33 protein-coding genes and 1 tRNA gene are annotated in these 26,491 nt (G+C 64.7%); 21 read left to right on the plus strand and 13 right to left on the minus strand.

Annotated features, from left to right (window positions below; genetic code table 11):
- The 5 genes from ihfA to E6P07_RS13845 all read left to right on the plus strand — a co-directional run bounded on the left by ihfA (nt 1) and on the right by E6P07_RS13845 (nt 1,942).
- On the plus strand, nt 1-300 hold the full coding sequence (gene ihfA, locus E6P07_RS03810) for an integration host factor subunit alpha (RefSeq protein ID WP_153974388.1): 300 nt from the start codon (nt 1-3) through the stop codon (nt 298-300).
- Nucleotides 281-655, plus strand: coding sequence for a MerR family transcriptional regulator (locus E6P07_RS03815; RefSeq protein ID WP_153974389.1), 375 nt, complete (start codon nt 281-283; stop codon nt 653-655). Before ihfA ends, E6P07_RS03815 begins: the two co-directional genes overlap by 20 nt.
- A gap of 40 nt (nt 656-695) precedes the next feature.
- Nucleotides 696-772: transfer RNA gene (locus E6P07_RS03820), tRNA-Pro, on the plus strand.
- Between the two features lie 372 nt (nt 773-1,144).
- A complete protein-coding gene (locus E6P07_RS03825; protein ID WP_153974390.1) occupies nt 1,145-1,594 on the plus strand; it encodes a hypothetical protein in 450 nt (149 codons plus the stop codon).
- Nucleotides 1,595-1,819: 225 nt separating this feature from the next.
- A complete protein-coding gene (locus tag E6P07_RS13845) occupies nt 1,820-1,942 on the plus strand; it encodes a DUF1622 domain-containing protein (RefSeq protein ID WP_343031249.1) in 123 nt (40 codons plus the stop codon).
- A 46-nt stretch (nt 1,943-1,988) separates the two neighbouring features.
- Here the strand turns inward: E6P07_RS13845 and E6P07_RS03835 are convergent, their stop codons facing one another.
- The 3 genes from E6P07_RS03835 to E6P07_RS03845 form a co-directional block, all read right to left on the minus strand.
- Nucleotides 1,989-2,282, minus strand: coding sequence for a hypothetical protein (locus E6P07_RS03835; RefSeq protein WP_153974391.1), 294 nt, complete (start codon nt 2,280-2,282; stop codon nt 1,989-1,991).
- Nucleotides 2,279-2,722 (minus strand): hypothetical protein, encoded by a 444-nt coding sequence (locus tag E6P07_RS03840; protein WP_153974392.1) that lies wholly within the window; start codon nt 2,720-2,722, stop codon nt 2,279-2,281. Before E6P07_RS03840 ends, E6P07_RS03835 begins: the two co-directional genes overlap by 4 nt.
- Nucleotides 2,723-2,911: 189 nt before the next feature.
- Nucleotides 2,912-3,256 (minus strand): phenylpyruvate tautomerase MIF-related protein, encoded by a 345-nt coding sequence (locus E6P07_RS03845; protein WP_153974393.1) that lies wholly within the window; start codon nt 3,254-3,256, stop codon nt 2,912-2,914.
- 197 nt (nt 3,257-3,453) lie between these two features.
- Between E6P07_RS03845 and E6P07_RS03850 the strand changes: the two genes are divergently transcribed.
- From E6P07_RS03850 to E6P07_RS03860, 3 genes are all read left to right on the plus strand, one after another.
- Complete coding sequence (locus E6P07_RS03850; RefSeq protein WP_153974394.1) at nt 3,454-3,738, plus strand: ATP dependent RNA helicase; 285 nt, start codon at nt 3,454-3,456, stop codon at nt 3,736-3,738.
- A gap of 631 nt (nt 3,739-4,369) precedes the next feature.
- Nucleotides 4,370-4,864, plus strand: a complete 495-nt coding sequence (locus E6P07_RS03855) for a Uma2 family endonuclease (RefSeq protein WP_153974395.1) — start codon at nt 4,370-4,372, stop codon at nt 4,862-4,864.
- Between the two features lie 73 nt (nt 4,865-4,937).
- Nucleotides 4,938-6,266, plus strand: a complete 1,329-nt coding sequence (locus E6P07_RS03860; RefSeq protein ID WP_246172918.1) for a sigma-54-dependent transcriptional regulator — start codon at nt 4,938-4,940, stop codon at nt 6,264-6,266.
- 276 nt (nt 6,267-6,542) lie between these two features.
- Here the strand turns inward: E6P07_RS03860 and E6P07_RS03865 are convergent, their stop codons facing one another.
- From E6P07_RS03865 to E6P07_RS03910, 10 genes are all read right to left on the minus strand, one after another.
- Nucleotides 6,543-7,004 (minus strand): hypothetical protein, encoded by a 462-nt coding sequence (locus E6P07_RS03865; RefSeq protein WP_153974396.1) that lies wholly within the window; start codon nt 7,002-7,004, stop codon nt 6,543-6,545.
- A complete protein-coding gene (locus E6P07_RS03870) occupies nt 6,940-7,437 on the minus strand; it encodes a DUF4405 domain-containing protein (protein WP_153974397.1) in 498 nt (165 codons plus the stop codon). Before E6P07_RS03870 ends, E6P07_RS03865 begins: the two co-directional genes overlap by 65 nt.
- Nucleotides 7,438-7,452: 15 nt before the next feature.
- Nucleotides 7,453-7,971 carry a disulfide bond formation protein B gene (locus E6P07_RS03875; RefSeq protein WP_153974398.1) on the minus strand — a complete coding sequence of 173 codons (519 nt, stop codon included), beginning with the start codon at nt 7,969-7,971 and terminating at the stop codon, nt 7,453-7,455.
- A 133-nt stretch (nt 7,972-8,104) separates the two neighbouring features.
- On the minus strand, nt 8,105-8,347 hold the full coding sequence (locus E6P07_RS03880; RefSeq protein ID WP_153974399.1) for a hypothetical protein: 243 nt from the start codon (nt 8,345-8,347) through the stop codon (nt 8,105-8,107).
- Between the two features lie 136 nt (nt 8,348-8,483).
- Entirely contained in the window at nt 8,484-8,786 is a 303-nt protein-coding gene (locus E6P07_RS03885; protein ID WP_153974400.1) for a hypothetical protein, read from the minus strand.
- Between the two features lie 9 nt (nt 8,787-8,795).
- The gene (locus tag E6P07_RS03890; RefSeq protein WP_153974401.1) at nt 8,796-10,418 is read right to left on the minus strand and encodes a hypothetical protein; all 1,623 of its coding nucleotides are present in this window, start codon (nt 10,416-10,418) and stop codon (nt 8,796-8,798) included.
- 149 nt (nt 10,419-10,567) lie between these two features.
- Entirely contained in the window at nt 10,568-10,948 is a 381-nt protein-coding gene (locus E6P07_RS03895; RefSeq protein ID WP_153974402.1) for a rhodanese-like domain-containing protein, read from the minus strand.
- An 18-nt stretch (nt 10,949-10,966) separates the two neighbouring features.
- Nucleotides 10,967-11,371 carry a rhodanese-like domain-containing protein gene (locus E6P07_RS03900; protein ID WP_153974403.1) on the minus strand — a complete coding sequence of 135 codons (405 nt, stop codon included), beginning with the start codon at nt 11,369-11,371 and terminating at the stop codon, nt 10,967-10,969.
- 46 nt (nt 11,372-11,417) lie between these two features.
- Entirely contained in the window at nt 11,418-12,164 is a 747-nt protein-coding gene (locus E6P07_RS03905; protein WP_153974404.1) for a sulfite exporter TauE/SafE family protein, read from the minus strand.
- On the minus strand, nt 12,161-12,388 hold the full coding sequence (locus tag E6P07_RS03910) for a hypothetical protein (protein ID WP_153974405.1): 228 nt from the start codon (nt 12,386-12,388) through the stop codon (nt 12,161-12,163). The genes E6P07_RS03905 and E6P07_RS03910 overlap by 4 nt, the downstream gene beginning before the upstream one ends.
- A gap of 282 nt (nt 12,389-12,670) precedes the next feature.
- On the opposite strand from E6P07_RS03910, the gene E6P07_RS03915 reads away from it, so the two are divergent.
- From E6P07_RS03915 to E6P07_RS03975, 13 genes are all read left to right on the plus strand, one after another.
- Nucleotides 12,671-12,898 (plus strand): hypothetical protein, encoded by a 228-nt coding sequence (locus tag E6P07_RS03915; protein ID WP_162008596.1) that lies wholly within the window; start codon nt 12,671-12,673, stop codon nt 12,896-12,898.
- A 446-nt stretch (nt 12,899-13,344) separates the two neighbouring features.
- Complete coding sequence (locus E6P07_RS03920) at nt 13,345-14,067, plus strand: 4Fe-4S dicluster domain-containing protein (RefSeq protein ID WP_153974407.1); 723 nt, start codon at nt 13,345-13,347, stop codon at nt 14,065-14,067.
- 13 nt (nt 14,068-14,080) lie between these two features.
- Nucleotides 14,081-14,968 carry an NrfD/PsrC family molybdoenzyme membrane anchor subunit gene (gene nrfD / locus E6P07_RS03925; protein ID WP_162008597.1) on the plus strand — a complete coding sequence of 296 codons (888 nt, stop codon included), beginning with the start codon at nt 14,081-14,083 and terminating at the stop codon, nt 14,966-14,968.
- A 19-nt stretch (nt 14,969-14,987) separates the two neighbouring features.
- The gene (locus E6P07_RS03930) at nt 14,988-17,684 is read left to right on the plus strand and encodes a molybdopterin-dependent oxidoreductase (protein WP_153974409.1); all 2,697 of its coding nucleotides are present in this window, start codon (nt 14,988-14,990) and stop codon (nt 17,682-17,684) included.
- 79 nt (nt 17,685-17,763) lie between these two features.
- Nucleotides 17,764-18,513 (plus strand): TorD/DmsD family molecular chaperone, encoded by a 750-nt coding sequence (locus E6P07_RS03935; RefSeq protein WP_162008598.1) that lies wholly within the window; start codon nt 17,764-17,766, stop codon nt 18,511-18,513.
- A gap of 24 nt (nt 18,514-18,537) precedes the next feature.
- Nucleotides 18,538-19,671, plus strand: a complete 1,134-nt coding sequence (locus E6P07_RS03940) for a glycosyltransferase family 4 protein (protein WP_153974411.1) — start codon at nt 18,538-18,540, stop codon at nt 19,669-19,671.
- A complete protein-coding gene (locus E6P07_RS03945) occupies nt 19,671-20,255 on the plus strand; it encodes a methylglyoxal synthase (protein WP_153974412.1) in 585 nt (194 codons plus the stop codon). The genes E6P07_RS03940 and E6P07_RS03945 overlap by 1 nt, the downstream gene beginning before the upstream one ends.
- Nucleotides 20,256-20,281: 26 nt before the next feature.
- A complete protein-coding gene (locus tag E6P07_RS03950; RefSeq protein ID WP_162008599.1) occupies nt 20,282-21,508 on the plus strand; it encodes a transposase in 1,227 nt (408 codons plus the stop codon).
- 55 nt (nt 21,509-21,563) lie between these two features.
- Nucleotides 21,564-22,736 carry a 4Fe-4S dicluster domain-containing protein gene (locus E6P07_RS03955; RefSeq protein ID WP_153974414.1) on the plus strand — a complete coding sequence of 391 codons (1,173 nt, stop codon included), beginning with the start codon at nt 21,564-21,566 and terminating at the stop codon, nt 22,734-22,736.
- Between the two features lie 55 nt (nt 22,737-22,791).
- Entirely contained in the window at nt 22,792-23,073 is a 282-nt protein-coding gene (locus tag E6P07_RS03960; protein WP_153974415.1) for a hypothetical protein, read from the plus strand.
- Entirely contained in the window at nt 23,064-25,157 is a 2,094-nt protein-coding gene (locus E6P07_RS14000; RefSeq protein ID WP_153974416.1) for an Mrp/NBP35 family ATP-binding protein, read from the plus strand. The genes E6P07_RS03960 and E6P07_RS14000 overlap by 10 nt, the downstream gene beginning before the upstream one ends.
- 2 nt (nt 25,158-25,159) lie before the next feature.
- Nucleotides 25,160-25,921 carry a beta/alpha barrel domain-containing protein gene (locus tag E6P07_RS03970; RefSeq protein ID WP_153974417.1) on the plus strand — a complete coding sequence of 254 codons (762 nt, stop codon included), beginning with the start codon at nt 25,160-25,162 and terminating at the stop codon, nt 25,919-25,921.
- 43 nt (nt 25,922-25,964) lie between these two features.
- Entirely contained in the window at nt 25,965-26,423 is a 459-nt protein-coding gene (locus E6P07_RS03975; RefSeq protein WP_162008600.1) for a rhodanese-like domain-containing protein, read from the plus strand.
- Nucleotides 26,424-26,491: the final 68 nt, after the last annotated feature.

A 26,491-nucleotide genomic window follows, 5' to 3' on the forward strand; every position in this document is an offset into this window, starting at 1 on the left:
ATGGCGTTGACCAAAGCCGACATGGCCGAGCATTTGTTTGAAGAGCTTGGCCTGAACAAACGTGAGGCCAAGGACATCGTCGAGCGGTTCTTCGAGGAGATCCGCGCCGCCCTAGAGCGCGGCGAGCCGGTCAAGCTGTCCGGGTTCGGCAACTTTGATCTGCGCGAGAAGAAAGAGCGCCCAGGGCGTAATCCCAAGACCGGCGAGGAGATCCCCATCACAGCCCGCCGTGTCGTGACCTTCCGGCCGGGCCAAAAGCTCAAGTCGAGGGTAGAGGCCTATGCGGGAACCGAGCGATAGCCTGATCGGAGCGAGCGACGGCGAACTACCGCCGATCCCCGGCAAGCGTTATTTCACCATCGGCGAGGTCAGCGAGCTGTGCGGCGTCAAGCCGCATGTGCTGCGCTACTGGGAGCAAGAGTTCCCGCAGCTCAAGCCGGTCAAGCGGCGCGGCAATCGTCGCTACTATCAGCGACATGACGTGCTCATGGTGCGCCAGATCCGCAGTCTGCTCTATGAGAAGGGATTTACGATCAGCGGCGCCCGTCAGCAGCTCAGCGGCGAGGGCGCCAAGCAGGATCTCAGTCAGACCCATCAAATCCTGAGACAGATACGGCTCGAACTGGAAGAGATCCTGCATGTACTGCGGCGTTGACGCAGGCTGTGCCGCAGCGTATGATCTCACCTCTTTTCAACGGGGCGTAGCGCAGCCTGGTAGCGCACCTGAATGGGGTTCAGGTGGTCGGAGGTTCAAATCCTCTCGCCCCGACCAATAAAACAACGGCTTAAGACGGTCTCCCGTCTAAGCCGTTTTTCTTGTGCCCCAGTTTTGCCCCAGTTCAGCGACCAACTCGGATCAAATCGGCTTTGTCATCTCCCCCGCTCGACCTCGGCGGCCGGGGCGCGGCCTATTACGGATGGTGCGGGCGATGTCGTCTCGGACAGTGACGGGATTGCAGTAAGTGTATATCGATGTCTCCGTGCGTCAGGGGTTGAGGATTCATGGTGGATTGTGTGCTTGAATGACGCCGGATGATATCCCAAAGTATTTGTCTCCAAGCGGCGCCATCCAAGACAGGTGATCGAGGCGTATCGGCGTCCCCCGCGAGATCAAGACCGAGGAAGACCGGAAGGCCCGACAGCCATGCGCCTTCTCATCAAACTCCTGAAATGGATCGGCCTGCTGTTGGGTCTTCCCCTGCTGGTGCTCATGGGCCTGATTGCCTGGGATGCTCGGCAACTGGAGAAGGCCGTTGAACAGGTCGCGGCGTCCTTCACCCTCGGCGGATCGCCCTTCATCATTCCGCTGCCGGCGGATCGTATCGCGATGGTGTCGGTCTCCAATCGGGATTCACGCCGAACCTGCGCGGATCTGGTGGTCCACAACGGTGTGGTCCGGTCGGCCCGGATCGCCGGACAGGCCGTTCCAATGGCCTTCGATGGTGGAATCGATCTGACGGCCCAGGCCGAGGCGCTTCAGCCCTGTGATCGGATCGACATCGCGCTCATGGCGAACTGGGGCTACCTGAAAGGCGGGTTTAGGCTGGAGTACGCCGGGTCGCGCGTGACCCAGATCGGTGAACGCCGGCTGTGAGATTGAGGGACCGATACAACCATGAGCCACCTCAAAGACCTCGTCGAATGGATCGACCGGCTGATCGACGGTGCCGGAGTGCTGGTCATCGTCGCCGGTATCCTGATCGCCGGCGCGCGCGATCTGATGTAGCGCTGCGCACAGAGCGATCCATACCACCGACTGCGGTAGGATCTGGGGCGCGGCATCCTGCTGGGCCTGGAACTGCTGGTCGCGGCCGACAGCATCCGCGCCCTGGCCGTGCCGCCGACGCTGGAGGGCGTGATGGTGCTGGGCCTGATCGTGCTGATTCGGACCTTCCCGAGCATGGCGCTTCAGGTGGAACTAGAGGGACGCTGGCCGTGGTAGCGGGGCGGGAGGGTCAGTCACCTGAGTGATCCGACCCGATGCTGGGCTATTTGAACAGATCCTGCGCGGCTTTGGCCAAGTCTTCTGGGGCCGGGGAGGCCCCTGCCGCTGGAGTCAGGCTGGGTTCAAAATGCTCGCAGAAGTTGGCGTGCGTCTTGTCGAGCACGCGCTCGGCCAGGGGCTCCAGGCAATCGTTGGGGCGGCCCCTGGCATAGTGGCGGCAGTTGCGGCAGACGTGGGTCGGCTTGCCGCAAGCCAGGCAGCTCGCCTCGCGCCCGTAGTCCGATTGGCTCAGGGCGGCCTCGCAGTTCCAGCACTTTCCAACGATCTCGGTGTTCATTCACTGCCCTCGCGTGGATATTCGATCCAGCGTAATGAGGGTGGCGTTGGTGGAAGCTCGGCGAAGCCGTCTCCCGCGCCCGTCACGACGAACTGGAGATGGGCCTCAGGGCCAGTGGCCCTGGGGTCTGGGTTGAGATCGGTGATCCCGATCCAACCACGCATCTTGAGACCCTGATCCTGCGCCTCTGGAGTGAGGCGGGAGCGCACCTGGATGATGTCGCCCGGCTTCAGCCGGAGGCTGGATTGCAATACAGAAATGACCTCCATCCGGTAGAGCGCTTCGTAACCTGTCTGCTGCCGAGCTTCCAACACCTTGACCTCCAGCTTTGCTGCCACTCCCGTCGGCGGTGACTGGTCAGCCCGGACCGCTCCCCACAAGACCGACAGTATCCCGAGGGCCGCAAGGGCTGTGATCCGAATCGCATTGCGTTTGAACATGACAGAGTCCTCGTTGAAGTTGACATCGCCCTGTGCGGTCTTGACCAGACCTCCACCCTGTCCCCACAGCTCGCTGGACAATCCCGATGGGGATCTCTACATCTGTCCCAACGGCAGCCATGAGTGGCTACAACAGACCGATGAAGCGGGCGACGAGGACGCCATCTTGGTCAAGGACGTTGTCGCCAGTTAGAAGGTCGCGTTGTTCCAACCGAACAGATGGCGGGGTGGGGAAGAGAACTCGATATAGACCCGCTCAGGCGGGATGGCCAGGGTCTCGGCGAGCAGGCCACAGAGCGCGCGCGAGAACTCCGGTGTCCGCGATTCGGGCAGACCCAGGCTCTTGAGTTCCAGATAGGCGGACGGGTCAGACGTCCCGGCAAACAACAGGTCGCGCCCGCTCTCCAGGATCACCATGACATAGGACTCGGGTTTGCCGAGCAGGTCAGCGACCTGGCGCGAGGCACGGGCCAACAGCTCGGGGCGGGACTCGGGGGCGATCTCGACGTTGGTCAGCAGGCGCAGTGTGGGCATGGGGGAATCCTCATGACGATGACAGGGCACTCAGGATCGCACGCAAACGCTCGACTGTCTGGACCTGGAAAACAGATTGACAGGGCGCGTTTTTGCAGTAAAATGAGAACCATTATCAAATAGACCCGCCAGCCACTCCAGACCGGATCGCCACGTCGGGTGTTTCCTCAACTGCGTAAGCTCGGGAGAAACACGCCATGTCCGCTCTGACACATCACCTGGAACTCGACGACCTCACACGACTGGAGCCCGCGCACCTGCGCCGACGCCTCGCCGATCTCATCCATCAGTATGTGCACGAGCGCTCGGTTGCGCTGGCCGAGACCATCCTATGCCATATCGAGGCGCTGTGCCTGCATCCCACCGATTGTCGGGAACCCGAGCAGCTGTGTGCCTATCATCGGCTGGCCTGTCACTGGCGTTGCCTCGCCGAGGTGCAGCGTCTGCGCGAGCAACGGGGTAATCCGGCGTGGCGACCTTGAGCGCCTGGATCAGGCACTTATTCACGATGATACAGAATCCGGTGATGACGGCAAGACAGCTTCAGATGTCCGCTATCCGACGCTGGCCATTCTGGGGGCCGGTGTTGAGCACAGGTTTCGTACCAGCGCTGTTGCTCATTGGTATGGTGCTTGGTCTCTCCTTTTGGATTTGATGGTCCCTCAGCCGGTTGAGGAGTCGACTGGGGCGGTCGATGGTCCCCTGCTGGGGACCCTGGTCGGGGCGCGGCCCTTCAGATCCGACCAGCATTCCAGATCCAGTCTGCGCCCTGATGCAAATCGACGGCCTGGCGTACCTCCGGGCAACTCAGGCCCTTGACCAGGTGCGCGGCAAGCCTTGGCCTTCAGGCCAAGGAAGGATCGCGCGGACGGCGCAGCCGTCCTACAATCCTGTTGTCGCTGATACCCAAGGCGACCTACGGCGGGGCACGCCGGAAGTCACGCCTGTGGAGAGACGAGCAGCGGTTGCGCACTCGGCCCAGGAACCCATCGAAGCGACTTAAGGGCGGCTCAATGCCGCGCCTTAAAGCGCCGTAGCAATCTCCGGACGGAAGGCCGGGGAGGATGTCAAGCCGGCAATGTCTATCCGACCCGGCATGGAGCGTGCAACGACATGACGATCCCCAGTACCCTGTTACAGGCCGACGCGCTCGGCATTCGTCTCGAAATCGTCAATGGTCTGCCCATCTGGGAGGCGCAACCCGTCTACCGACATCAGAAGCAGATCGACCGCATCGTCAGGAGTCTGCGCGGTACCCGCGACACGGATGACGCCTGCGGCTGTATCTACGCCATCGATGTCTATGTTCAATTCGCCGGCGGCCTGAAACGACCGGATATCTCGATCTTTTGCCGAGAGCCGCCCGAAGATCAGCAGGATAGCGTGCTGACCCTGATCCCGGAGGCTGTCATCGAGGTGGTCAGCAAGGGCTACGAGGCCAAGGACCTTGAAATCGGTCCGCCGTTTTATCTGTCGCAGGGCGTCAAGGATGTTGTGGTGTTTGATCCGGCGACACTGTTGGTGCTGCATGTGCGCAAGGACGGCGCGATCCGTCAGGTTTCGCCGGTCAAAATTGCGCTGGAGTGCGGCTGCGAAGCAATCGTTTAAAGTGGCCCTGGAGCGACTGGAGTGAAGTCCTGCGGGATTGGTGCGTGACAGCTAACTGGATTGGACGAAATAGATGGGCGATATGACGCGGGTCTGTCTGATCGAGGACGACGCCATCATGGGTGAGGCGCTGGTGGAGCGTCTGACCCTGGAAGGATTCGCCGTGGACTGGCGACGCACCGGGCGCGCTGGGCTGGCGGCGCTGCGTGAGACCGGGGTCGAGCTCGCGGTGATCGACGTGAATCTGCCCGACCTGTCCGGGATCGCCCTCTTTGAGCGCCTGATCGCTTCGCGTGTCGATCTGCTGCCCACGCTCTTCATCACCGGCTATGGCACCATCGAGGACGCGGTGCGTCTGCTCAAGCTCGGCGCCGCCGACTATTTGACCAAGCCCCTCGATCCGGGCGCGCTCATCGATAAGCTGCGTGCACTCGCTGCCACGAGTGCGCCCCGCCGCGACGTGCGCCAGGAGGTCAGCGAGCACGAACGCCTGGGGATCTCACCTGCGATGTGCCGTATCGAGGCCGAGCTCGACCGTCTGGCGCGTCATCCGCAGACGCCCGTTCTCATCAGCGGCGAATCGGGCGTGGGCAAGGAGGTCGTTGCCCGCGCCCTGCATCGGCGTCAGTGCCCGCAGGCGCCCTTCGTTGCGGTCAACTGTGCGGCACTGCCCGAGACCCTGATCGAGGCCGAGCTCTTTGGCCATGAGCGTGGGGCCTTCACCGGGGCCGAGCGCCGTCGCCCCGGTGTCTTCGAGCAGGCCGGCGCAGGCGTGCTCTTTCTCGATGAGATCGGCGATATGCCGCTGGCCCTGCAGTCGCGCCTGCTGCGGGTGGTGCAGTCACGCCAACTAACCCGGATCGGCGGCGTCGAGCCGGTTGAAGTCGGGGCGCGTCTGGTGTGCGCCACCCATCGCGATCTGGCCGCCCTGGTGCGCGCTGGGCACTTTCGTGAGGATCTCTACTACCGGGTGCGGGTGCTAGAGATCGCGATCCCACCGCTCAGAGAGCGTCCCGAAGACATCCTCTGGCTGGCCGAGCGCTTTCTGGCCGAGCATGGCGCGCGCTTTCCGGATGAGCGTCGCCGGCTCGAAGCGGCGGACCGCCAGTGGTTACTGAATCAGCCCTGGCCGGGCAATGTGCGCGAGTTACAGCATACGCTCGAACGCGCCTGCATCCTCGGGCAGGGCGAGCGATTGCGGCTGAGATCGACCGACACCGCACTGGCGGAAACCAGCCTCAGACAGCAGACCGAGGCCGGTGAGCGGGCCACGATCCTGGCCGCGCTCGTCGAACAGGACTATCGCATGACCCAGACCGCTGCCCGGCTTGGCATCAGCCGTAAGACGCTGTGGCAGAAGATGAAACGCTATGGGCTGTCAAGAACTGAGGATGCAGGTTGAACTGAGCGGACGCGGCTGTTTGCCGTCGAAGCAGGCCGGGTAGAGAGTCGCCAGGTCGAGTGGGAGCTTCTTCGGCGTGGGCTTGGGCAGGCTCCAACGAGCGGCGCGCGTCGCGGTTTTCGGCTTGAACCGGCTCAGGGTGTTCAAGCGCTTCGCCTCGGCTCAGCGATCGAGACAGAGGTCTTGCGCCCCGACGCCCTTCAGCCGGTGTCGACTAGCCCGAGCAAGCCGCCTTGCAGGTACGGCGAGGGGGATCTCAATTCATGGCGATAGACCTCATTGGGACGGTGATGTCGCAGGATCGGCGGAGGGTCGATACCCCGGAAGTAATAACACCTTGGCGATCTCGATCGGCCGGGTCGCGTGACGCTCGGCGATCTGTTTGAGCGTGTCCCCGCCGTGTGCCATGATGCCGATGGCGGCCAGCCGTGCGACGGCGCTGTCGGGTGCGAGACCCTGCTCTATCGCGAAGGCAGCCAGGGTCTTGCCGCCGAATCCGGTGCCACTCAGACGTGCCTCGATCTCCAGGGGGTTGCTATTGGCGCTTGGCGCCGGGGCGGTTTTTTGGGGAATCAGGGCGAAGAGCGCCGCGGGCGTGGTGTCATGGGTGCGCGCGAGGATCTCCAGGTTCGTGTCCGACTTCGTGATCGAGATCCCAGCCGCGTTCAGCGCCTCAGGCGGTTTCGAGATCGAAACCGAGCCGTTGCGCCAGCACCGGCAGCGGTGTGGCCTCGGCACGGGGATAGGGCGGCTCCTGGCCGGGGGCACGGCCCCAACTGGACTTGGCCCAGTCGTTGAGATCGAACAGCCAGCTCACCGGTGGCACCGCGAACAGCGCCCCGAGCACCAGCAGCAGGACGGCAGCGAGCGAGGTGATCAGCTCGCGTTTGAGCGTCAAATGGCCGCGTACCCGTTCGGCCAGATAGCAGGTGAAGGGCTTCCAATTGAAGTAGAGATGCAGCGCGCCACTGACAATGAAGACTGCGCCAAACAGGATATGGATATCGGCCCAGCCGTCCTTGTCGAGCCCGGCCAGCGTCCAGAAGATCCAGTTGGCGACCCGGCCATGGGGCACGATATAGAGCACCAGACCGGTCAGGGTGAGCACCACGAAGGACCAGGTCACCAGGAAGGCGATGAAGGCGCGGGTAGAATGGACGTTCTTGAGCATGCTCGTTCTCCCGTGTTACGCAGGGATCGAACGCCAGTCGCGCCACAGCGCCCAGGCGCCTCCCCCTAGCACGCCGATGAAGACTAGGAAGGCCCAATTGGCCAGCGACAGCCCCAAGATCACCAACTGCTTGTCCTCGCAGAGGCCGCTGGCCATAAACAGTGCGGGTGACTGCTGGCCGAGCCACTCGACCAGGCGCTCGATCGGCCCCAGCGGGCCGCCGATACAGGAGGCCTGATCGATCGGCTGCCATTGCAGCCAGCTCTGATAGGCCGCTACGCCGCTGCCGAGGACGGCGAGTACCAGGAAAAGGACGGCGGTCAGCCGTGCACCGAGACGTCGCCAATCTGGATACGACAGCGCCGCCGTCAGCGCTGCCAGGAGCGCCATCAACATGAACAGCGTGCGCTGGAAGATGCACAGATGGCAGGGCTCTAGCTCCAGCCAGGGCGTGAGCACCAGACTGGCAAGCGCGACAGCGGCTGTGATCAGGGCCAGGAGTAACCAGAGCGGGCGTGGGGTAGGGGCTGGCATACGGGTAAATCCTTGATCGTGGGTGGGTGTATGCTGATTCGAGACTGGCGCAGGATCAGGGTCGCGCCCACCCCGGCCATGCCAAACAGCGTGGTCAGGTCAAAGGCGATCAGGGCGGTGAGAACGAGGAGGATCATGCGAGCGACCGCGCCTCGCGGATCCCGGTGCTCCGCTCAGGACCCGAGGGTGTAGCCGGTGACCATCTGGATGCCGTCGGCAAGGCAGGTGGCGCAATGGCCCTCGCCAGTTCCAGGAGGGCCAGGCGTTGACCCTCGGCGGCGCGTTTGAGCCGACCGCGCAGTCCCATCAGCATCGCCGGGCATTGATGGCCGTACAGTGCAAGGCCGTGCGCATAGAAATCGTTGGCTTTGATCATGGATCGCAGGATCCGGGTTGTGCTTTGGCGAAAGGGGCCGAATGGCCCCGACATACGCGAAGACGCGGACGACGGCAAAAGGATGCACCTCATCGCCCTCACCGCCCGTCGCTCAGCCGCCGGTCATCAACCGAGGTTACCGACGCGACCACAGCAGTCGCCATACTTGATGCATCAACCACAGGACTCCAACGCCGATCAGGGCCAACTGCAGTTCACCCGTGTTACCCGACCCGCCGCCGACATTGCGGCCGAATCCTTCGGCAGCGCCCCAACAGCTCACCTGGGCCGCACATAAAACAAGCACGATCACCCAGCGAACAAGGGTTTTGCCGGGCGGGGGCTGACGCAGGCTGGTGCGAGCCATCACGACAATGGCCATCAAGGCACCACCGCCGCACAGCAGAAAGTAAAAGGGAATGATCAGTAGGAGTTCCATGGGTGGGACTCACGGGGTCTGGAGAACGGCTTGGCCGTCTGCGGTGGTGTTCTCGGCTGGAATCGACTCGGGTCGATCGCCCGCCTTGGCGTCCGCGGACGGGCCGAACAGCTCGTCGTATCGAACATCGCTCCAGGGTCTGCCCCAACGCCCCGACTCCTTCAAGTCACGATGGTAGCAGCCTTCGCCGTCGAACAGCATGAACGGTTGCCCGTTTTGCCGCATGACCAGTGCCGTGCCGGCCTTGCTCCAGGACGCCTCCAGGCGGTCGGAACGCCACACGGGACCGCTTCCATCATCGTAGGCGAATTCGACGAGCGCCATCACCTCCGCGGCGGGGATGTCGTCCGCCGCCGCTGGCGGTAGGCGAAAGCCGTGCGAGAGTGGGAGCGGAGGGTAGGTTCGCTGCTGGAAGCGCCCCGGGGTCTCGGTGCGATTGTAGATCCAGCAGGCGGCCCTGAGTGGCGTATCCGGGCCGTTGTAGTGTTCCGCCTTAAGTGGCGTTGTGCGATCGCCGATCCGCGTATCGTTGACGGTTAGGATCTTCAACGCTGGATCATCGGGCCGCTGATTGATCCGCAAGCCTCGTGCATCGGGATCCCTGGGGACGAGCAGCCAGCCGGAGAGTCCGTCATCGAACAGCCACGGCTTCAGGGGCGGAACGACCCAGCCCGGTGGCGCCGCCATCAGCGCCTCGTTTCGCTGCCGCGCTTCCTCTTGATCCTCCTCATGGCAGTCACCGGGATCGTCACCCGGCACCTCCACCCACTTGTCCAACCAGACGCCGGCGGTGCGCACCTCAAAGCGGCTCACCGTCAGTGTCCGATCGACCGTGATACAGCTCCCCATGCCATAGCGCTCAGGTGCGATCTCCCGGGTCTGATCCTTCTCGTCGACGAGGGTCAGCACACCGTCCGAGTAGGAATACCGCAAGCTGTCGTCTTCGCAATCCCAGCCCAGTCCGACGGAGGTCGAGCGGCGGAAGACCTCGGCGGCAAGAAGGAGCGGCGACTCCAGCGCTCCTGGTTTTACGAAGAACAAGTAGCGGGGGTCGGTGAGCCCCCAACCGCCGCGATCTTCGGTCTCAATCAGGTAGAGATCGGGCGTCCCGACCAGCCGCCGGACCGCGACATCGAACGGGATGGGGCCGCAATCGGTCAATGGCTCAACGACCAGGCCGCCCTCGCCGCTGAGCGGGATCGGATCCTCTCCCTCGATCTCAAGGATCGCCGCAACGGATGAATCTGCCCGGGCGGCGTCCTTGAGTTCCTGAGAGACCGCCATGCGGATGGCGAACCTCGGATCACGGCCCTGGCGCAGTACCGTCAGTGGTTCGAGCCGAAAGGGGCGTACCACGTCCGTCGATTCTTGCCGCCACTCCCCCCGGAGACCACCCTCGGGATCGAATTGGCCCGTGAAGTGTTTGCTGGCCTCTCCGGTCTGCTCGTCCCGCGCAACGAATCGCACCACGTCGCCTTCGCTGCCGTCGTCTTCCAGAACCTGGCGCGCGTAGCGAAAGCGATTGGTCGCAGCGTCGTACCGGCCGGTATCGTCGAAGGAGTACCAGAGGTCCGGTGTGTCGTCGGGCTGGTCGCGAGTCAGGAGTAAGGTGATCGGACGATCTCCAATCACACCGGCATAGGCCCCGAAACAGCGCCCCCCCCGACAGGCCAGAGAGCCGCCCTTCGTCGGTGGACGCGTCTTGGGTGGCGAGCAATCCCACCAGAATCAGCCGGCAACCAAAAGGTGGCGATAATCTCAAGCCGGGTCTGCTAATCGGGTCAGCGATCAAGACGGATGTCTTGCGCCCCGACCCCTTTCAGGCGGTCGACCAGACCGAGCAAGCCGCCCTGCAGGTACTTGGCGTTGAAGCCTTGGGCGATGAGGTAGCTGCGCGCCATGTTGGAGCGGTCGGTGAGCGGACAGGCGACCACCAGCAGCTTGTCCTTCGGCAACTCGTCGAGCCGCGCCGGCAGTTCGTTGGCTGGGATGTGCAGGCCGAAATTGAGCTGCCAGACGGCGGTTTCCTCCGGCACACGGATGTCGAGCAATTCGGCCTCGCCCTTGTTGTAGGCGGTGATGAAGGCGTCGATGGCGATGCGGGCGTTGCCCATCTGCGCCGGCACGATGGTGGCGGCGAATTCGTCGAGGGTTTGGGTCATCTTGATCATCTCCGGGCGTCAGTGATTGGTGGTGTCTGATTGCAGCGCGTCCATGTAATCACGCGCCCGGTCGCCGCGCAGATGGTTGGCAAGGCCGAGCATCCCGTCGGTGAGATAGCGCGCGTGAAAGCCCTTGAGGGTCAGGAACAGCCGGGCGATCTCGGCGCGGTCGTAGTGCGGGCACATGGTGACGATGGTCTTGTTCGGATCCAGCTCGTCGAGCCGGTCCGGCAGCTCATTGAGTGGGATGTGCCGGCCGATGCCGAGGCGCCAAGCAGCGTATTCCTCGTTGAAACGGATGTCAATCAGTTGTACCTGACCCTCAGCATAGAGCTTCAGCAGCTCGGGGAGCTGGATCTTCATCGCGACGCGCTCGTCGTAGTCGAAGCGGCGCAGATAGTCGGCGAAGGGGATATCGTTCATGGACGTGAATCTTGGTGGAGTGGGTATGTCAGGGGAATCGGCGCGGTCACAGCAACCCCCAGGCGGTCTTGATCGCAACAGCGAGCAGCACCAAGGCGATCAGGCGCTTCAATTGAGGGGCGCTGAGGCGCTCGGTGGCCAGCCAGGCACCGAGTGCCGCCCCGGCCAGGGTCGCGACAGCCGTGACGCCGAGCAGGGCGGGGTCGATGCGTGCGACCTGGACATGCGCCAGGAAACCGCTCATCGAGGCGAAGATCACGACGAAGGACGCGCTGGCCGAGGCGCGCTTGGGTTCCAGCCCGGACGCCACCAGCGCCGGCACGATGATGTTGCCACCACCGACGCCGAGCAGCCCGCCGATGAAGCCCGCCGCGCCGCCGACCGGTAGCCCCAACGCCAGGGTGGCGCCCGTGGAGGCTCGGCTCGAACGCGGCTTGGGCCGGTAAAACAGCATCATGCCGGCGGCGAAGACCAGAAAGACCACGAACAGCCACAGCAACGGCGTCCGGTCGAGTCCGTGGGCGGCCCAGACGCCCACGGGCGACAGACCGACCGCCAGCACCAGGATGGGCGCGACCAGCCGCCATTCGACCAAACCCTTGCGCATGAAGGTGATGGAGGCGACCGTCATCCCGAGCGCATTGAGCAGCAGTGCGGTGGCCATGGCGGTGTGCAGCTCGATGCCGAAGGCGAGGAAGACCGGGATCAGGATCAGCGCCGCCCCCACCCCGGCCATGCTGAACAGCGTGGTCAGGGCGAGCGTGATCAGGGCGGCGAGGATGAGCAGCGTCATCGGACCGACTGGAGCGTGCGGATCCCGGTGATCCGCTCAGGACCCGAGGGTGCAGCCGGTGACCATCTGGATACCATCGGCAAAGCAGGTGGCGCAATGGCCCTCGCCAGTTCCAGGAGAGCCAGGTGTTGACCTTCGGCGGTGTGCTCGAGCCGATCGCGCAGTCCCATCGGCATCGCCGGGCATTGATGGCCGTGCTCATAGCAGGCGTTGGCTTTGATCATGGTCGCAGGATCCTGGTTGTGCTTTGGCGAAAGAGGCCGAATAGCCCCGACATGCGTGAAGACGCGGACGAGGGCAAAAGGATGCACCTCATCGCCATCACCGTCCAGATCGCCCACCGAGCGACACCCCGCGCATCAGTCAAAAGGCCTATGTCATCGGCTCGAACCTGGAGGCCCTGACCCTGGTCGGTGGTCTGCCCGGTGCCATCGGTTATGTCTCGTTCGGCACCGCGCACGCGATGGCCGAGGCCGGTCTGCCGGTCAAGATGCTGGCGCTCGGTGGTGACGAGCTTCCAGCGTGTCAGCGGACTGGTCGGCGAGATCGCCCAGCTCAGCGGTAAGCAGAATGCCGACGTCGAGGAAGTGGTGCGGGCGCTCGCCGCTCTGGACGCCATCACCCAGCAGAACGCGGCGCTGGTCGAACAGTCGGCGGCGGCGGACGAGAGTCTGGAGCAGCAGGCCGTGGAACTGGAGGCAGTCGTGGGACAGTTCCGGCTGCGGAATGCTTAGCGTGTGCTGACCGCGCCGCCCAGGGTGCCAAGGCTTGAAGCGCTGTGAACCAGGCCTGGGCGGAATCGAGTGCGCCGACACTTGAATGGCCCACCGCCAATAAGGCCTATTGCTCGCGTCCGGTTTGAGTGCGGTTGAGGCGTTACGCTTGGGTAACGTTTGGCTAGACGTGTTACCCCGAATTCAAGTTTTTGAATTGCAAAGAAAATAGACATATTTGCCCGATTCGAGTGTTACGTTCTTGTAACGTCTACCGTGCCGGACGCCCGGATCACCTCCCAATGCCACCCCGCTCGTATTGATAATTGTCAATCCAATCAATCCCCTGGCCTTTGTAGTGAAATAGTCAGGTATGTGCCCTGCTTGCCCGGTCGGAACAAGAGGGTCGCCATGACGGCCCGGTTCATATCAGCCCCCATGGGGCTCACCGGAGGAGGGGAGACATCATGCCTGTCGGGTTACAAGCCCAACCATCGCTCGGGGTGCCGGGCAAGAAGCGCTGGGCGATGGTCATCGACCTGCGCCGCTGTATCGGCTGTATGGCCTGTGTCTGCGCGGACAAGGCCGAATACGACGTGCCGCTCGGGGTGTGGCGCACCATCGTCAAGGTCAAGGAGACCGGGAGCTATCCCAACACCAAGCGCCATTTTATGCCGCGGTTGTGCAACCACTGCGACAACCCGCCGTGCGTGCGCAACTGTCCGACCGAGGCAACCTATAAGCACGAGGAGGGCTTCGTGCTCCAGCGCTACGAGCGCTGCATCGCCTGCCGCACCTGTATCGCGGCCTGCCCCTACAACGCCCGTCACGTGCTGCCGAAGAACCGCGACCGGGTGAAGATCGGTGGGGTGATCGACAAGTGCACCTTCTGTCATCACCGGGTGGCGGCTGGCCTGGTCCCGGCCTGTGTGCAGACCTGTATCGGGCGCTCGCGCATCTTCGGCGACCTGAACGACCCCAACAACGAGGTCGCACGCCTGGTCGCGCGCCACAGCGTGGTCACACTCAAGCCCGAGAAGGGCACCGCCCCGCAGGTTTATTACATCAAGCCAGACCGTATCAATACCGAACAAGTCCTAAGCCAACCGATGTCCTATGCGGCTCGTGCCGATGCCGCAGCCTTCTACCGCCACAACCGTGGCACTCAGTTCTACTCCGGCGTGCTCTGAGGGGGATATAGCCATGTTCGAGTATTCCGAATTCAATATCGCCCCCTGGGGTTGGGAGATCCCGGTCTACTTCTTCCTGATCGGCACGGCGGGTATGAGCTTCATCTATGCCGCGGCACCGGCCGTCTTCGGCAACCTCTTTGGCGGCATCGCGCGCTCGATGGAGTCCTTTCAGAAGGTCGGGATGCTGGTGGCGCTGGTGCTCCTGCTCATCTGTGCCCCGCTATTGATCTTCGATCTCGGGATGCCAGGGCGCTTTCTCTATCCGATCCTGCATTTCCACTGGACCTCACCGCTGTCCTGGGGCGCACTCTTCCTGCCCTTGTTCGGTCTGTGCATCGTCGGTTTCCTCGCCGCACTCTGGACCCAAAGGCCGCGGCTACTCAAGCTGATGGGGGTGCTGGGAATGCTGCTCAGCCTCTCCATGCCGCTCTATACCGGTCTGGATCTGATGGTGCATCAGACCCGCGAGTTGTGGAGTAACCCCACGATCCCGGTGCTGTTCGTGATCCTCTCGGTCAACTCGGGCACCGCCTTAGTCAGCATCATTCAGCTTGCGCGTGGTCAGTTCGACGCGCGTACCTTCGAGTTCCTGCACTGGTTTCTCTATGTGGCGCTGGGAACCACCCTGGCACTATTCCTCGGCGAGCTGGTGACACTGCTCTACGGCAGCGAGGAGCTACAACAGGCCTGGGTCCTGATCAATGACCGTTTTGGGGTGCAATTTTGGGGGCTGACGTTTGGGCTGGGCATCCTGTTGCCCCTGAGTCTGATGGTCCTGACCCAATACCGACCCAACCCGGTGCTGTTCAGCCTAGCGGCGGTGTGCTCCGCCATTGGCGCCTATTTCTTCCGCGCAGTGCTGATCTACGCCGGTCAGCTCACGCAGATCTATTACTGAATTCTGGAGCCTCGACATCATGAGCGATCTCGCAACCCGAAACACCGCGGGCGACCTCGGGCGCCTGAGCCGCCGTGACTTCATCAAGCTCGGCACCGCCGTCGGTGCCGCCGCCGGCACCCTGGCGCTCGGCAGCCGCCGGCTGATGGCCATGGAGCAGAAATTGGGGGGCGACGACATCTCTGCCGTCACCGGTGCCCAGCGCCAGTCCGTGCCCTATACCTGTTTGGTCTGCAACATCGAGGACGGGGGCGTGGCCTTCATCGAGAATGGCCGCATCGTCAAGCTGGAAGGCAACATGGATCATCCCAACACCCGAGGCAAGCTGTGCGCCAAAGGCAACTCGGGGTTCCTGCACGTCTATGACCCCGACCGTATCATGACCCCGCTGCTGCGCACCGGAAGGCGTGGTGAGGGCAAGTGGAAACGGATCTCCTACGACGAGGCGACCAGCCTGCTTGCCAAGAAGTTGCGTGAAGTGATTGATCGCGCCAAGTCCGAGGGCGACGAGGCCATCCTCAATGAGATCGTCTTCAAATGGGGCCGCAACCGTACCGGCGGGGCCGTGCATCGCTTCATGCACGCGCTCGGCTCCAACGCCATGATCAACCACACCAACATCTGCGAGTCCTCCAAAAAGGTCGGGTTGGAGCCTTCCTGGGGACCGGACATCGAGTCCTGCGACTGGGCCAACACCAAGTACATCATCAACTTTGGGTCCAATGTGCTGGAGACGGCCTACTTCATGAATCCCAATGCCCAACGCCTGGTCGATGGCGTGGTGGGCAACAAGGCCAAGCTGGTGTCGTTCGATGTCCGCCTTTCCAACACCTCGGCCTTCGCCGACGAGGCCTATTTCCCCTACCCGGGCACCGATGGGGTCATCGCGCTGGCCATGGCCCAGGTCATCATGAACGAGGGGCTCTACGACGCCGACTTCATCCGCGACTGGACCAATGTCACGGCCGAGCAGCTCCGCACCCATCTGAAGCCCTATACACCCGAGTTTGCGTCCGAGGAATCTGGGGTGCCCGCTGCCGCCATCCGCCGCATCGCCCGCGAGTTTGCCACCACCAAGCCGGCAACGACCTTCTCCTACCGCGGTCCGGTCAAACACGTGTATGGCACCTATCAGGAGGCCGCCATCCACATGCTCAATGTCATCACCGGCAACGTCGAGAAGAAGGGGGGGTATTGTCTGCCGCGCGGCATGGATTGGCCGCAGCCCCAACCCGTGCCACCCAAGGGCAAGGTACCGAGTGTCCTGGCCGCGCCGCCGCTCTATCCACTGGCCTCGCACCATGTCTCGACCCATGCGCCCTACATGATCATGAAGGGTGAGGCCAAGGTCTCGGTGTGGATGCACCTCTATGACAACCCGGTCTATACCTATCCGTCCAGTCACGTCTGGGCGCATCTGTTGAAAGACGAGGCCCTGCTGCCATTCGTGGTCTCCTTTAGCCCCTACATGTCCGAGACCACGGAGCTGGCCGACCTCATCATCCCGGACGTCACCTATCTGGAGCGCCATGATCCAGAGTCCATGCCGAGTGGGCTCTATCCCTGTCTGTCTATCCGTCAGCCGGTGATCAAGCCCTTGGGCGGCACCCAGGAGTTCCGCCAGACCCTGATCGATGTGATCAAGAAGGTCGACCCGGATGGGTCGCTCGGGATTCGACAATATTTCGCCTTCGACACGGTCGAGGACTGGATGCGCGCCCATTTCGATGCCATCCCCGGACTCAAGGACGAGGGTGGCTGGGAGTTCATGAAGCGCAAGGGTGTGTGGCCCATTTACGGCCAGGTGGACAAGACCACGTCTAAGATCGTCGACAAGAACGGCAACGAGGTCGAGCCAGAGTACGGACTCTACAAAAAGCCGGTACCCGCCGCTGACCTGGAGGGGGCGGAGGTCGATGCGGATGGCACCATTCGCAAGGGCGGCAAGGCGATCGGGGTGCGGATTGGGGATCAGAGCTATGTTGGCTTCGCCACCCCATCGCGTCGCATCGAGCTCTACAAGCAAAGCTTCAAGGACTATGGCTTCAACCCGCTGCCGGTCTACAAGCGCCTGCCTTCGCGCGACAAGCGCTCCGACGAGTTGGTGCTCACCACCTTCAAGGTCAATGTCCACACCCAAAGCCGCACGGCCTCTCTCAAGTATCTGGCCGAGCTGTATCACAAGAATCCCGCCTGGATCCATCCCAAGACCGCCGCCGCGCGTGGCATCGCCGATGGTGATCTGATCCGCGTGGCCTCGGATGTTGGCTACATCGTCACCCGGGCCCATGTCACCGAGGGCATCCACCCCGAGGTGATCGCCATCTCCACCGCCTGCGGTCATTCGGCCTATGGGCGCTTGGCCCAGCTCAAGCAGAGACAGGCCGCCGCGGACTGGGCGCAAGGCGGTGACCCGGACATCACCCACAATGTCTGGTGGGATGACAAGGGGGTCCATCCCAATCCCATCATCCGGCTGGCCGTGGATCCGATCGGGGGCTCTCAAGGGTGGTTCGATACCCTGGTGCGGGTGAGCAAGGCCGAGCCGGGCGATCAGTACGGCGACGTCGAGGCCAGCGTCGAGGCCTCGATCAAGGACTATGAGCAGACCCTACGGCTGGCCTACACCGGTGACCTGCACCGGATCAATCACAAGGAGGTGGATATCGACTGGGATCATCTGCCCGAACCGGGACTGCACGTCGGCGGGCATTGATGCATCGGATGGGTGGAGCGTCGCGAAACCCATCATCCTCCAGTCGCCCAGGCCGCCAAACAACCGAGGAATTCGAGGAATGCAGAGACATCACCAAACCGCGGCCCAGTCATCCAGACTGGTTGCGTCCGATGCATCCATCGAGGAGCGCACCGCGTTGTCTTGTCTGTACAAGCTGATAGCGCGCTGTCTCGAAGAGGAGCTCGACCGCGAGACATTGCGCCTGCTGCGCGGTGCACTGCGCGAGCCGCTGAGCGCGGCGGGCTGGACCCTGGATACCGACTTTCTCACCACTGCCGAAGACGACCTGCTCGAGGTCCTGGCCGAGGAGTACACCGGGCTCCTGGTCGCCCCCGGCGGCCTCAATCCCTACGCCTCGGTGTTCGAGACCGGGGCACTCTTCGGCGAGCCCTGCGACCGCGCGGTGGCGGCTTACCGCGAGGCCGGCTGTGTCTACCAGCGGCGTCTGAGCGGCGAGTTCCCGGATCACATCGGTACCATGCTCGGCTTCCTTGGCTATCTCGCCGAGTCTGAGGCAGACGCCGTGCGCCGGGGTGACACCGAAGCCGCCGAGCGGACCCGGAGACGCCACGACCGCTTTCTCCTGGAGCAGCTTGGACCCTGGGCGCCCGGCTGGTGCCGGCGCGCCGCGCGCGCGGCGCTGCACCCCTTCTACCGCCAGCTGCTCCAGTTCACCGAGCAGCTCCTGTGGCAGGCACTGGCCGAGATCACCGACCGGCGCGGACTGAAGGAACTGATGACCCAGAACCAGCGCGAGCCCAAGAGGCTCGACTACAACGCCGACTTCCGCAAGGCATCGGGTCTCTAGACGAACCATGGAGATGAGCCATCCATGCGCATCCTGATCGTTGAGGGCTCGGGTCGCGGGTTCCTCTGTCACTACAGCCATGCCCTGGCTTTGGGGCTGCACCAGGCCGGCATCGCCGTGCGGCTCCTGACCGGCGCGCGTGACGAGCTGGCCGAGTGGGCGGTCCCCTTTGACAAGCGGGCCTGTCTCGCCGATGGGCTGGCCGGCTGGTGGTGTCTGCGCCGCGAGGTGCGTGAATATCGACCGGACCTGGTGCATCTACAATGGATCAACCACCCGCTCGCAGCACTCGCCTTCCTCCACTGGGCGCAGGCGCGCGGCATCGCGGTGATCTACACCCCGCACAATATCCTGCCGCACGAACGGCGCTGGCTGAGCCTGCCGCTGTTTCGCGCCCTCTATCGGCGGGTCGATCGCGTGGTCGCACGCGACAGGCACATGGGCTGGGCGCTGGAAGAGTTGCTCGATACCCCACAGGAGCGGCTGGCGCATCTCCCAGGAAGCCCCAACCCCATGGCGCTCGATCGCTTCCCGATGCAGCCCTGTCCGGAGCTCGCCAAGGCCCGGGACGAAGAACTGCGGCTGCTGTTCTTCGGCCATGGCTCGGCCCGCAAGGGGCTGGACGTGCTGCTCGGCGTGCTGGCTTCCCGACCCTGGCCGCGCGCCCTCCATCTGGTGGTCGCGGGGGAGGGCGTCCTGAACGGGATCGACCCCGGCCTGGTCGTTGCCGCCCGCGCCCGGCTGCGGATCACGGTGATCGACCGTTATCTACGCCCGCCCGAGGTCAAGCATCTGTTCTCGACCGGCGATCTCCTGGTCATGCCTTACCGTAAGCGCTGTAAGAGTCCGCTCACCGATCTGGCGGCGGCCTTCGGCGTTCCGGTGCTACGTTCCGACCGGGTGCAGGGGACCGGCTTCCGCGAGGGTTGGCAGGGGCAGACCTATCCGCACGATCAACCCAGGCTGTTGGCGGAACGACTGCTCGGTCTGGTCGAGGACCGCGCGGCGCTGGCTGCCCTGCGTGGACCCTGCGAACCTGTGACGGTCGCCATGACCCGTCTGGCCGAGGGCCATCGCCTGCTGTACCGGGAAGTGTTCGAGTCGGCTTCCAGCCGGCGAGAACCGGCTGGAAGCCAGCTCCACCTGGGAGGACTCTGATGTCCGGCGCCGGCAAGACCCTGATCCTGATTGCCCACACCGCCCGTCTGCCGGACCTGGTCAAGCTGGTCCGCAAGCGCCGGGCGGTGTTCGCGGACTATCGCCTGCTCGCCACCCTGGAGACCGGTACGGCCATCGAGGCCGAGACCGGACTGGAGGTCACCTCGCTCTTCTCTGGGCGCAGTGGCGGCGAGATCCAGCTCTGCGGACTCATCTGTACCAACAGCATCCGCGCCGTCTATTTCATCCGCGACCTGGAGACGAATCGCTTGGACGAGCCAGACATCACGCCCTTCTATCGTGCCTGCGACCTCAACAATGTCCCGCTCGCCACCAACATGGTCGGCGCGGTTGCGCTGACGCATTGGCTGGGGCGACACCTGGAGTCAGTGCGTTCGCCCTCACCCCCGGACCCTCTCCCGGAGGGCGAGGGGGGTGATGGCTCCTCTCCCCCTGGGCATGGGTATCTACACAAACCCGGCTCTATTCGGGGGATTTCTCGCGGGGAAGATGAGGTACAAATAAGCGGTATGCGACGAATTTTGGTGACAAGCGTCTTGACGGACGCTATGGGAAGCTGTTGAAGGGGCATATGAACTGTACTGGCCCCTTGGCAGCGGGAGTCAAAGCCGTGCCGGACGGGAAGAAAGCCGCGTCGCACGCCCAGGCGATGGGGCGATTTCTGGCGAATCCACGGGTGACGCCTGAGGGGCTGTCGGTTCCGCTGTTGGCGGCGACACGGGAGGCCGTGACGGCGGATGGCGGTGAGTATGTGTTGGCGGTGGCGGACTGGTCGAGAGTGAACGATGGAGGGCACGCCTCGAAACGGGATCGCCTGCAAATGACCCATGCCACGGATGTGGGCGACGAACTGCAAAGCAGCCTCCTGGTCAGTGCCGAGGATGGCGCGCCCTTGGGGGTGCCGGTGCAGGATCTGGTGACGGCCCAAGGCGTCTGGAGCTCGTGTGCCGACACGATCAGCCCCAAGGTGTCTTCGCCTCTGGACGAATTGAGCGAGCGGATGAGTTGGCTGGAGCAGCAGAAATTCGGCCCCCGGTTGGTACATGTGATTGATCGCGAAGCGGATTCGGTCGGCCATCTGCGCCGCTGGACGCGCGACGGCCAGTTGTGGCTGGTGCGCGCCAAAGGGAACTCGACGGTACGTTACGGCAACGGCTCGATGCGCATCGACGCGGTGGCCAAGCAACTTGGCTATACCCGAGAACGCCAGGTTCTCTGCCAAGGCCGACCGATCCAGCACTGGATTGCCAGTGCGCCGGTAGTTCTGACCCGGCCAGCGAAACCGAAGAAAATCGGCGCTGACGGGCGGCGGCAGCGACCGGTTCCGGGCGAACCGCTGAAGGCCCGGCTGGTGGTCAGTCGCCTGTGCGACGAAGCCGGACATCTGGTGGCCGAATGGTTCTTGCTCACGTCGGTGCCTGAAACCGTCAGTGCCGCGCGTGTGGCACTGTGGTACGACTTCCGCTGGCAGATCGAATCGTTCTTCAAACTGCTCAAACAGGCAGGCCATCAACTGGAGCAGTGGGAACAGGAGAGCGGGGGAGCCCTATTCAAGCGTCTGCTGATCGCCACCCAGGCCTGTATCCTGGTGTGGCGCCTGGCTGCGCAGCAGACCGAGGAGGCACAAGCCGCCCGGCAGTTTCTCGTGCGCTTGTCCGGCAGGCAGATGAAGGCATCTCGCCTTGTTACCCCCTCCGCCTTGTTGGCTGGCGCTTTCATACTGTTCGCCATCCTCGATTCCCTTGATCACTCTTCCATCCCAGAACTCCGTGCCTTCGCCAACTCGATTCTTCTTGCTAACGGAGGGGATGGATGAAATTGTGTAGATACCTATGCCCAGAGGGGAGAGGGGTTGAGGTGAGGATGCTCCCATGCTGAACCCCGCCTCGACGCCATCGACCCAAGGCGCGGCGCTGGCCCTATTGGAGGGCCGCGAGCTGCTGGAGGAGGAGACCCTCTGTCTTAACCTGCGCGGACGTGGCGAGCACTGCCACCGCTGTGCCGCCGCCTGTCATGCCGATGCCCTCTTCTTGTCGCTTGATGCCCTGGAGGTCGACCGCGCGCGCTGTACCGGCTGTGGCGGCTGTGTGCCCGTCTGCCCGGCCGGGGCACTGCGTCTGAGCGGCTTCTCACCGGCGCGGTTCCTGGCTGCGCTCGATGGCGCGCCCGAAGTGCATCTCCATTGCGGGGCGAGCCGGGATGACGGCGGCGGGGTGGTGATCCCCTGTTTCAAGGTGCTCGATGAGCGTCTGTTGGCCGCCGCGCGCGCCGACGGGGTCGAGACGCTGCACCTGCACGGTCTGGAGCAGTGCACCCGCTGTCGGCACGGCGGCGCGTTGGAGTGGCTCGACCGCGTCGGGCGCCGCCTGACACGGCGTCTCGGGGAGTCCGCACCCCGCCTGCACCAGTCTCCACCAGGCGGGTCTGCCGCTGCCGGGCCGCGCGCCCGTCAGGATCAGCCTCAGCTCAGCCGCCGCGCCTTCCTGCGCCTCGCCGGGGCGCGCGCCTCGCTGGAAGCCGCGCGCTGGCTGGTGCCGGTCGAGGAGGACGACGAGGCGGGCACGGATCTGCCCTTCTTCCAGGGTGACATCACCGAGATCCGCCGGCCGCATCCTTACCAGATGCTGCTGGCGGCACGGGTCGAGCAGCTGCCCTGGGGCGCTGAGCAACCACTGCCCTGGCGGCTGCGCACCCTGGAGGCGCACTGCACCGGCTGTCTGGTGTGCGGACAGCGCTGTCCGACCGGCGCCCTGCTCGCACACGAAGAGGGACATAGCGCCCTGGCGATCTCGTTCGAGCCAGCGCTCTGCACCGACTGTGGTCTCTGTACGGCGCTTTGCCCGGTCGAGGCCATTGCGATCCAGCCGGTGCATCGGGCGAGCCAGGTCACTGCGCCGCGCGAAACCCTGATGATGCGCCGGCTCAGGGCCTGCGCACGCTGCGGCGATGGTTTCGAACCGGAGACGCCGGACGCAAAGCACTGTCCCATCTGCGCCAAGGAGAGGGCGCTGGACGAGGAGTGGCTGGCGATGCTGGGGGCTTGATCGGGCGGGAGGTTACGGGCGGCTCGCCGGCTGGCGGGCGGGGTGACCGACTCGAATGAAATGGCCGATCCGTACCCTATCGATCCTTGGTCTGATCGGCGCACTAATCGTCGGCTATCACTGGGCGAGCTGCCCGCGCACGCCTGAAGCGCTGTTCAAGGCCCGCTGTAGCGCCTGCCATGAGCTGCGCACCGAGCGGCTGTGCGAGTTCCCAGCGACGCAGCGCCCGACGATCGTCGACACCATGCGGCGTCTGCACGAGGCCGCCGAGGTCATTGATGAAGAAGAAGCGGTCATCATCCGCCGCTATTTGGAGGAGTCTCTCGTATGCCATTGATCGACACCGCCGCGCCACCAGAGTCGCGTGAGGCCCCCGGCGCGGACGCGCGCCTGGAGCAGCGTCTGCTTATGCTCCTGAGCCAGATCCAGGACGCTACGCGCGGCCTCGATGTGGTCACGGATGGCCAGGTCTATGCCGTGGTCGCCACCGGCGGCGCGGTTCGGGTCCTGCTCGACCCCGAGCGTTTCCCGAGCGAGGCGGCACAGTCCGCCCTGGCCGAGACCATCGAGGCGCTGCTCGCGGATGAGCCGGGCGTCGCGCGCCTGGTGGTCAAGCCGCGCCCGCGCTCGATCTGTCTGCGCCCCGCGCTGCCGGGTGTTCGCCGCGTGATCGGCGTGCACAGCGGCAAGGGCGGGGTGGGCAAATCCACGGTCGCGGTCAACCTTGCCCTGGCGCTGGCCGCGCGCGGACTCAAGGTCGGCCTGCTGGATGCCGATCTCCAAGGTCCCTCGGCGCCGACCCTGCTCGGGATCACAGGCCGGATGGAGACCACACCCGATGGGACGCGGGTGCGCCCTCTGGAGCGGCACGGACTCAAGGTCGTCTCGCTCGGCTTCTTGTTGCCGGAGACCAAGGCCCTGATCTGGCGCGGCCCGCTGGTCGAGCGCGGGCTGGCGCAGTTGTTCACCGAGGTCGACTGGGGCGAACTGGACCTGCTGCTCATCGACCTGCCGCCCGGTACCTCCGACGTGCATCTGGAGGTGGCGCGTCAGGCACCCTTGGCCGGCATCCTCACCGTCACCGCGCCGGGACAGGTCGCGGTGGACGACGTGCGGCGCGGGATGGAGATGTTCGCGGATCTGGCGGTGCCCTGTCTGGGGATCGTCGAAAACCTGGCCGGTCTGGTCTGCGGCCGCTGCGGGACCGAGACCGCCCTGTTCGGTACGGGCGGTGGCGCGGAGCTGGCGACGCTGACCGGCCTGCCGCTGCTGGCCCGGCTGCCCTTCGATCTCAGGCTCGCCGAGGCGTCCGATGCCGGGTGTCCGCCGCTGGTGGCGAGCCCGGACACGGCGGCGAGTGCCTGGTTTCAGGCGCTGGCCGGGCGGGTGGCCGGGAGGCTGAGGCTCGACCAGGCGGAGCCGGACCAGTCGTCAGTGGTCAGTCATCAGAAGGCGTCTCTTTCTGCCCACTGTCTACCGCCCACTGCGTACGTTCAGCCGCCAACGGGACCGATCGGCAGCCAAACGTCCTCCGAGTCCGAACCCGCTAGGGCCCCGCGCGATGCCGCGCCCGGCGCGCCCATCCCCGGTATCCGCGATGTCGTCCTCATCGCCAGCGGTAAGGGCGGGGTCGGTAAGTCCACGGTCACCGTGAATCTGGCCTGCGCCCTGCGCGCCCAGGGTCTGCGCGTCGGGGTGCTGGACGCCGACCTCTACGGCCCCTCGATCGCGCGGATGCTCGGCACCGACACCGAACTGGAGCAGGATGCCACAGGGCGCGCCATCCCTGCCGTCAGTCATGGTATCCACAGCCTCTCGATCGCCCAGCGCATCCCGCCCGAGGCGGCCCTGGCCTGGAAGGGGCCGCTGGTGACTCAGACCCTGATGGACATGGTCTATGGCGTTGCCTGGCCGGACCTGGATGTGCTGCTTATCGATCTGCCGCCCGGTACCGGCGACGTCCAGCTCAGCCTCCTGGAGCGTCTACCGGTCAGCGGGGCGGTGCTGGTGACCACGCCGCAGCGGCTCGCCCAGGTCGACGCCGAGCGCGGCATCGCGCTCTTCCATGAGCTGGATATCCCGGTGCTCGGGGTGATCGAAAACATGAGCCATCTGGTCTGTCCGGGCTGCGGCGAATCCATACCGCTCTTTCCGGATGCCGAGGTGCGCGCGCTCGCCCGCCGCCGCTACGTCCCCTATCTGGGCCGCTTGCCGCTCGATCCGGCTGGGCAGGCGCTTGCCGATGCCGGCCAGCCCCTGGTCGAGGCGCTGCCCGAGAGCGCCGCCGCCCGGACCTTCCATGCGCTGGCGCACCAACTCCGAATCGCACTGGAGCGGGAGGCCGAGGCCGCCTTGCGCGCTGCCGACCCCAACACCCGGGCCGCACACGCGGCCTTCTGGGAACGTCTGATCGAGGATTGAGGATGACCGAACTCTACCTGTACCTGAATCAATCCCTGCCCGAGGGGCTAGACCCGCAACGGCTCGCCGGACTTGCTGGACTGGTGGTCGAGGCGGGCTGTCTCAGCGTGCGCGAGGCCAGCGCCCTGCCGGCCCCAGTCGCCGCGCTCTGCGTCCGCCTGCGTGCTACGCACGGGCAGGTTCCGAGCGCGGACGCTCAAGTGGACTGGGACTGGGACGCGGACACCGCCCCGGCGTGCGTGGTCGATGCTGGACTGGATGCCTGTGCCGCCCTGCGCGATGCCCAGCCGGAACGCAACTGGCTGCCGCGCCTGACCGTCTACCCCCAGGAGGTCAGCTACCGTATGGCCAATTACAGCGGCGAAGGCTTCAAATTCTTCACACCGGACCCGGCGAGCATCCACATCTATCGGGTCACGGACGGTGATCGGCGGCTGATTCCGACCCTCCGGCGCGCCCGTGACCTGGGCTTCGAGCGGATCTGGCTGCACGCCCGCGACGCCGAGCGACGCGGACGGGGTCTGGATCTGGATCTCCTAGAGCGGGCGCGGGCCGAGTATCCCGAGGGGCTTTGGCTCTCCGGGGGGGCGACCGAGGCGCGCCATCTGGAGAACCTCAGCCGCGAGGGTGGGGCGGACGGGGTGGTGATCGGGCTTGACCTGCTTCAAGCCGTCGGTGTGGAGGCACTGCTGGCGGCCTTGGCCCCACCACCGCCCGAGGTGTCCGCCACCTGGACGCCTCGTTCGGATCATGCCGCCGTCTGAGTCGCGCCGCCGGGGGCGCTCGCCGTGGCGACAATGGCGGCTGATGGTCGCGGTTGCTGCGCTCGTCTATGTGATCGTCGGCACGGCAGGCACGGACAGGGGGCGGCCCCTACCGACCCTGAGCCCCGAGACGCTCTCGAACCGGCTCACCCAGGACAGGCCACCCTTGGTGCTCGACACCCGTGGCCGCACGGCCTACCTCACAGGCACCATCCCCGGGGCACTGGACGCCGGAACCGACCCAGCCGGTTATCTGCCCGACAGCCGTGGTGGAGAGGTGGTGCTGATCATCGAACCTGGCACCGACCCGGCGCCCTGGATGAACCGGCTCCTGGGCTTCGGCTATCGAGTCGAGGTACTGGCCGGGGGGCTGTCCGCCTGGCGTGCCGCTGGCCTGCCGGTCGTGGATCCCCAGTCCAGCTTCGCCCGACCCGGCAGCCGCCCCTTCGTCATCCCGCGCGGGCTGTGCGAGATGAACACCCCGGCCGATCGGTTCTATTGAGCATCAGGTCACCCGTGAATCCCCTGGTCGATAGAATCGGGCCGCTCCCGCCGATCCTAGGGCTTCTG

The sequence above is a fragment of the Thermochromatium tepidum ATCC 43061 genome (assembly GCF_009664085.1).
GTDB lineage: Bacteria > Pseudomonadota > Gammaproteobacteria > Chromatiales > Chromatiaceae > Thermochromatium > Thermochromatium tepidum.

Bases quoted from the DNA above. Each gene is read 5' to 3' on its own strand.
- E6P07_RS03955 (WP_153974414.1), top strand. From the start codon at position 21,564: ATGCTGAACCCCGCCTCGACGCCATCGACCCAAGGCGCGGCGCTGGCC.
- E6P07_RS03845 (WP_153974393.1), bottom strand. From the start codon at position 3,256: ATGCCCACACTGCGCCTGCTGACCAACGTCGAGATCGCCCCCGAGTCC.
- E6P07_RS03975 (WP_162008600.1), top strand. From the start codon at position 25,965: ATGGTCGCGGTTGCTGCGCTCGTCTATGTGATCGTCGGCACGGCAGGC.
- E6P07_RS03900 (WP_153974403.1), bottom strand. From the start codon at position 11,371: ATGAACGATATCCCCTTCGCCGACTATCTGCGCCGCTTCGACTACGAC.
- E6P07_RS03970 (WP_153974417.1), top strand. From the start codon at position 25,160: ATGACCGAACTCTACCTGTACCTGAATCAATCCCTGCCCGAGGGGCTA.
- E6P07_RS14000 (WP_153974416.1), top strand. From the start codon at position 23,064: ATGCCATTGATCGACACCGCCGCGCCACCAGAGTCGCGTGAGGCCCCC.
- E6P07_RS03850 (WP_153974394.1), top strand. From the start codon at position 3,454: ATGTCCGCTCTGACACATCACCTGGAACTCGACGACCTCACACGACTG.
- E6P07_RS03895 (WP_153974402.1), bottom strand. From the start codon at position 10,948: ATGACCCAAACCCTCGACGAATTCGCCGCCACCATCGTGCCGGCGCAG.
- E6P07_RS03945 (WP_153974412.1), top strand. From the start codon at position 19,671: ATGTCCGGCGCCGGCAAGACCCTGATCCTGATTGCCCACACCGCCCGT.
- E6P07_RS03860 (WP_246172918.1), top strand. From the start codon at position 4,938: ATGGGCGATATGACGCGGGTCTGTCTGATCGAGGACGACGCCATCATG.
- E6P07_RS03905 (WP_153974404.1), bottom strand. From the start codon at position 12,164: ATGACGCTGCTCATCCTCGCCGCCCTGATCACGCTCGCCCTGACCACG.
- E6P07_RS03885 (WP_153974400.1), bottom strand. From the start codon at position 8,786: ATGGAACTCCTACTGATCATTCCCTTTTACTTTCTGCTGTGCGGCGGT.
- E6P07_RS03825 (WP_153974390.1), top strand. From the start codon at position 1,145: ATGCGCCTTCTCATCAAACTCCTGAAATGGATCGGCCTGCTGTTGGGT.
- E6P07_RS03840 (WP_153974392.1), bottom strand. From the start codon at position 2,722: ATGTTCAAACGCAATGCGATTCGGATCACAGCCCTTGCGGCCCTCGGG.
- nrfD (WP_162008597.1), top strand. From the start codon at position 14,081: ATGTTCGAGTATTCCGAATTCAATATCGCCCCCTGGGGTTGGGAGATC.
- E6P07_RS03855 (WP_153974395.1), top strand. From the start codon at position 4,370: ATGACGATCCCCAGTACCCTGTTACAGGCCGACGCGCTCGGCATTCGT.
- E6P07_RS03960 (WP_153974415.1), top strand. From the start codon at position 22,792: ATGAAATGGCCGATCCGTACCCTATCGATCCTTGGTCTGATCGGCGCA.
- E6P07_RS03930 (WP_153974409.1), top strand. From the start codon at position 14,988: ATGAGCGATCTCGCAACCCGAAACACCGCGGGCGACCTCGGGCGCCTG.
- E6P07_RS03870 (WP_153974397.1), bottom strand. From the start codon at position 7,437: ATGCTCAAGAACGTCCATTCTACCCGCGCCTTCATCGCCTTCCTGGTG.
- E6P07_RS03910 (WP_153974405.1), bottom strand. From the start codon at position 12,388: ATGATCAAAGCCAACGCCTGCTATGAGCACGGCCATCAATGCCCGGCG.
- E6P07_RS03835 (WP_153974391.1), bottom strand. From the start codon at position 2,282: ATGAACACCGAGATCGTTGGAAAGTGCTGGAACTGCGAGGCCGCCCTG.
- ihfA (WP_153974388.1), top strand. From the start codon at position 1: ATGGCGTTGACCAAAGCCGACATGGCCGAGCATTTGTTTGAAGAGCTT.
- E6P07_RS03815 (WP_153974389.1), top strand. From the start codon at position 281: ATGCGGGAACCGAGCGATAGCCTGATCGGAGCGAGCGACGGCGAACTA.
- E6P07_RS03940 (WP_153974411.1), top strand. From the start codon at position 18,538: ATGCGCATCCTGATCGTTGAGGGCTCGGGTCGCGGGTTCCTCTGTCAC.
- E6P07_RS03935 (WP_162008598.1), top strand. From the start codon at position 17,764: ATGCAGAGACATCACCAAACCGCGGCCCAGTCATCCAGACTGGTTGCG.
- E6P07_RS03880 (WP_153974399.1), bottom strand. From the start codon at position 8,347: ATGATCAAAGCCAACGATTTCTATGCGCACGGCCTTGCACTGTACGGC.
- E6P07_RS03875 (WP_153974398.1), bottom strand. From the start codon at position 7,971: ATGCCAGCCCCTACCCCACGCCCGCTCTGGTTACTCCTGGCCCTGATC.
- E6P07_RS03920 (WP_153974407.1), top strand. From the start codon at position 13,345: ATGCCTGTCGGGTTACAAGCCCAACCATCGCTCGGGGTGCCGGGCAAG.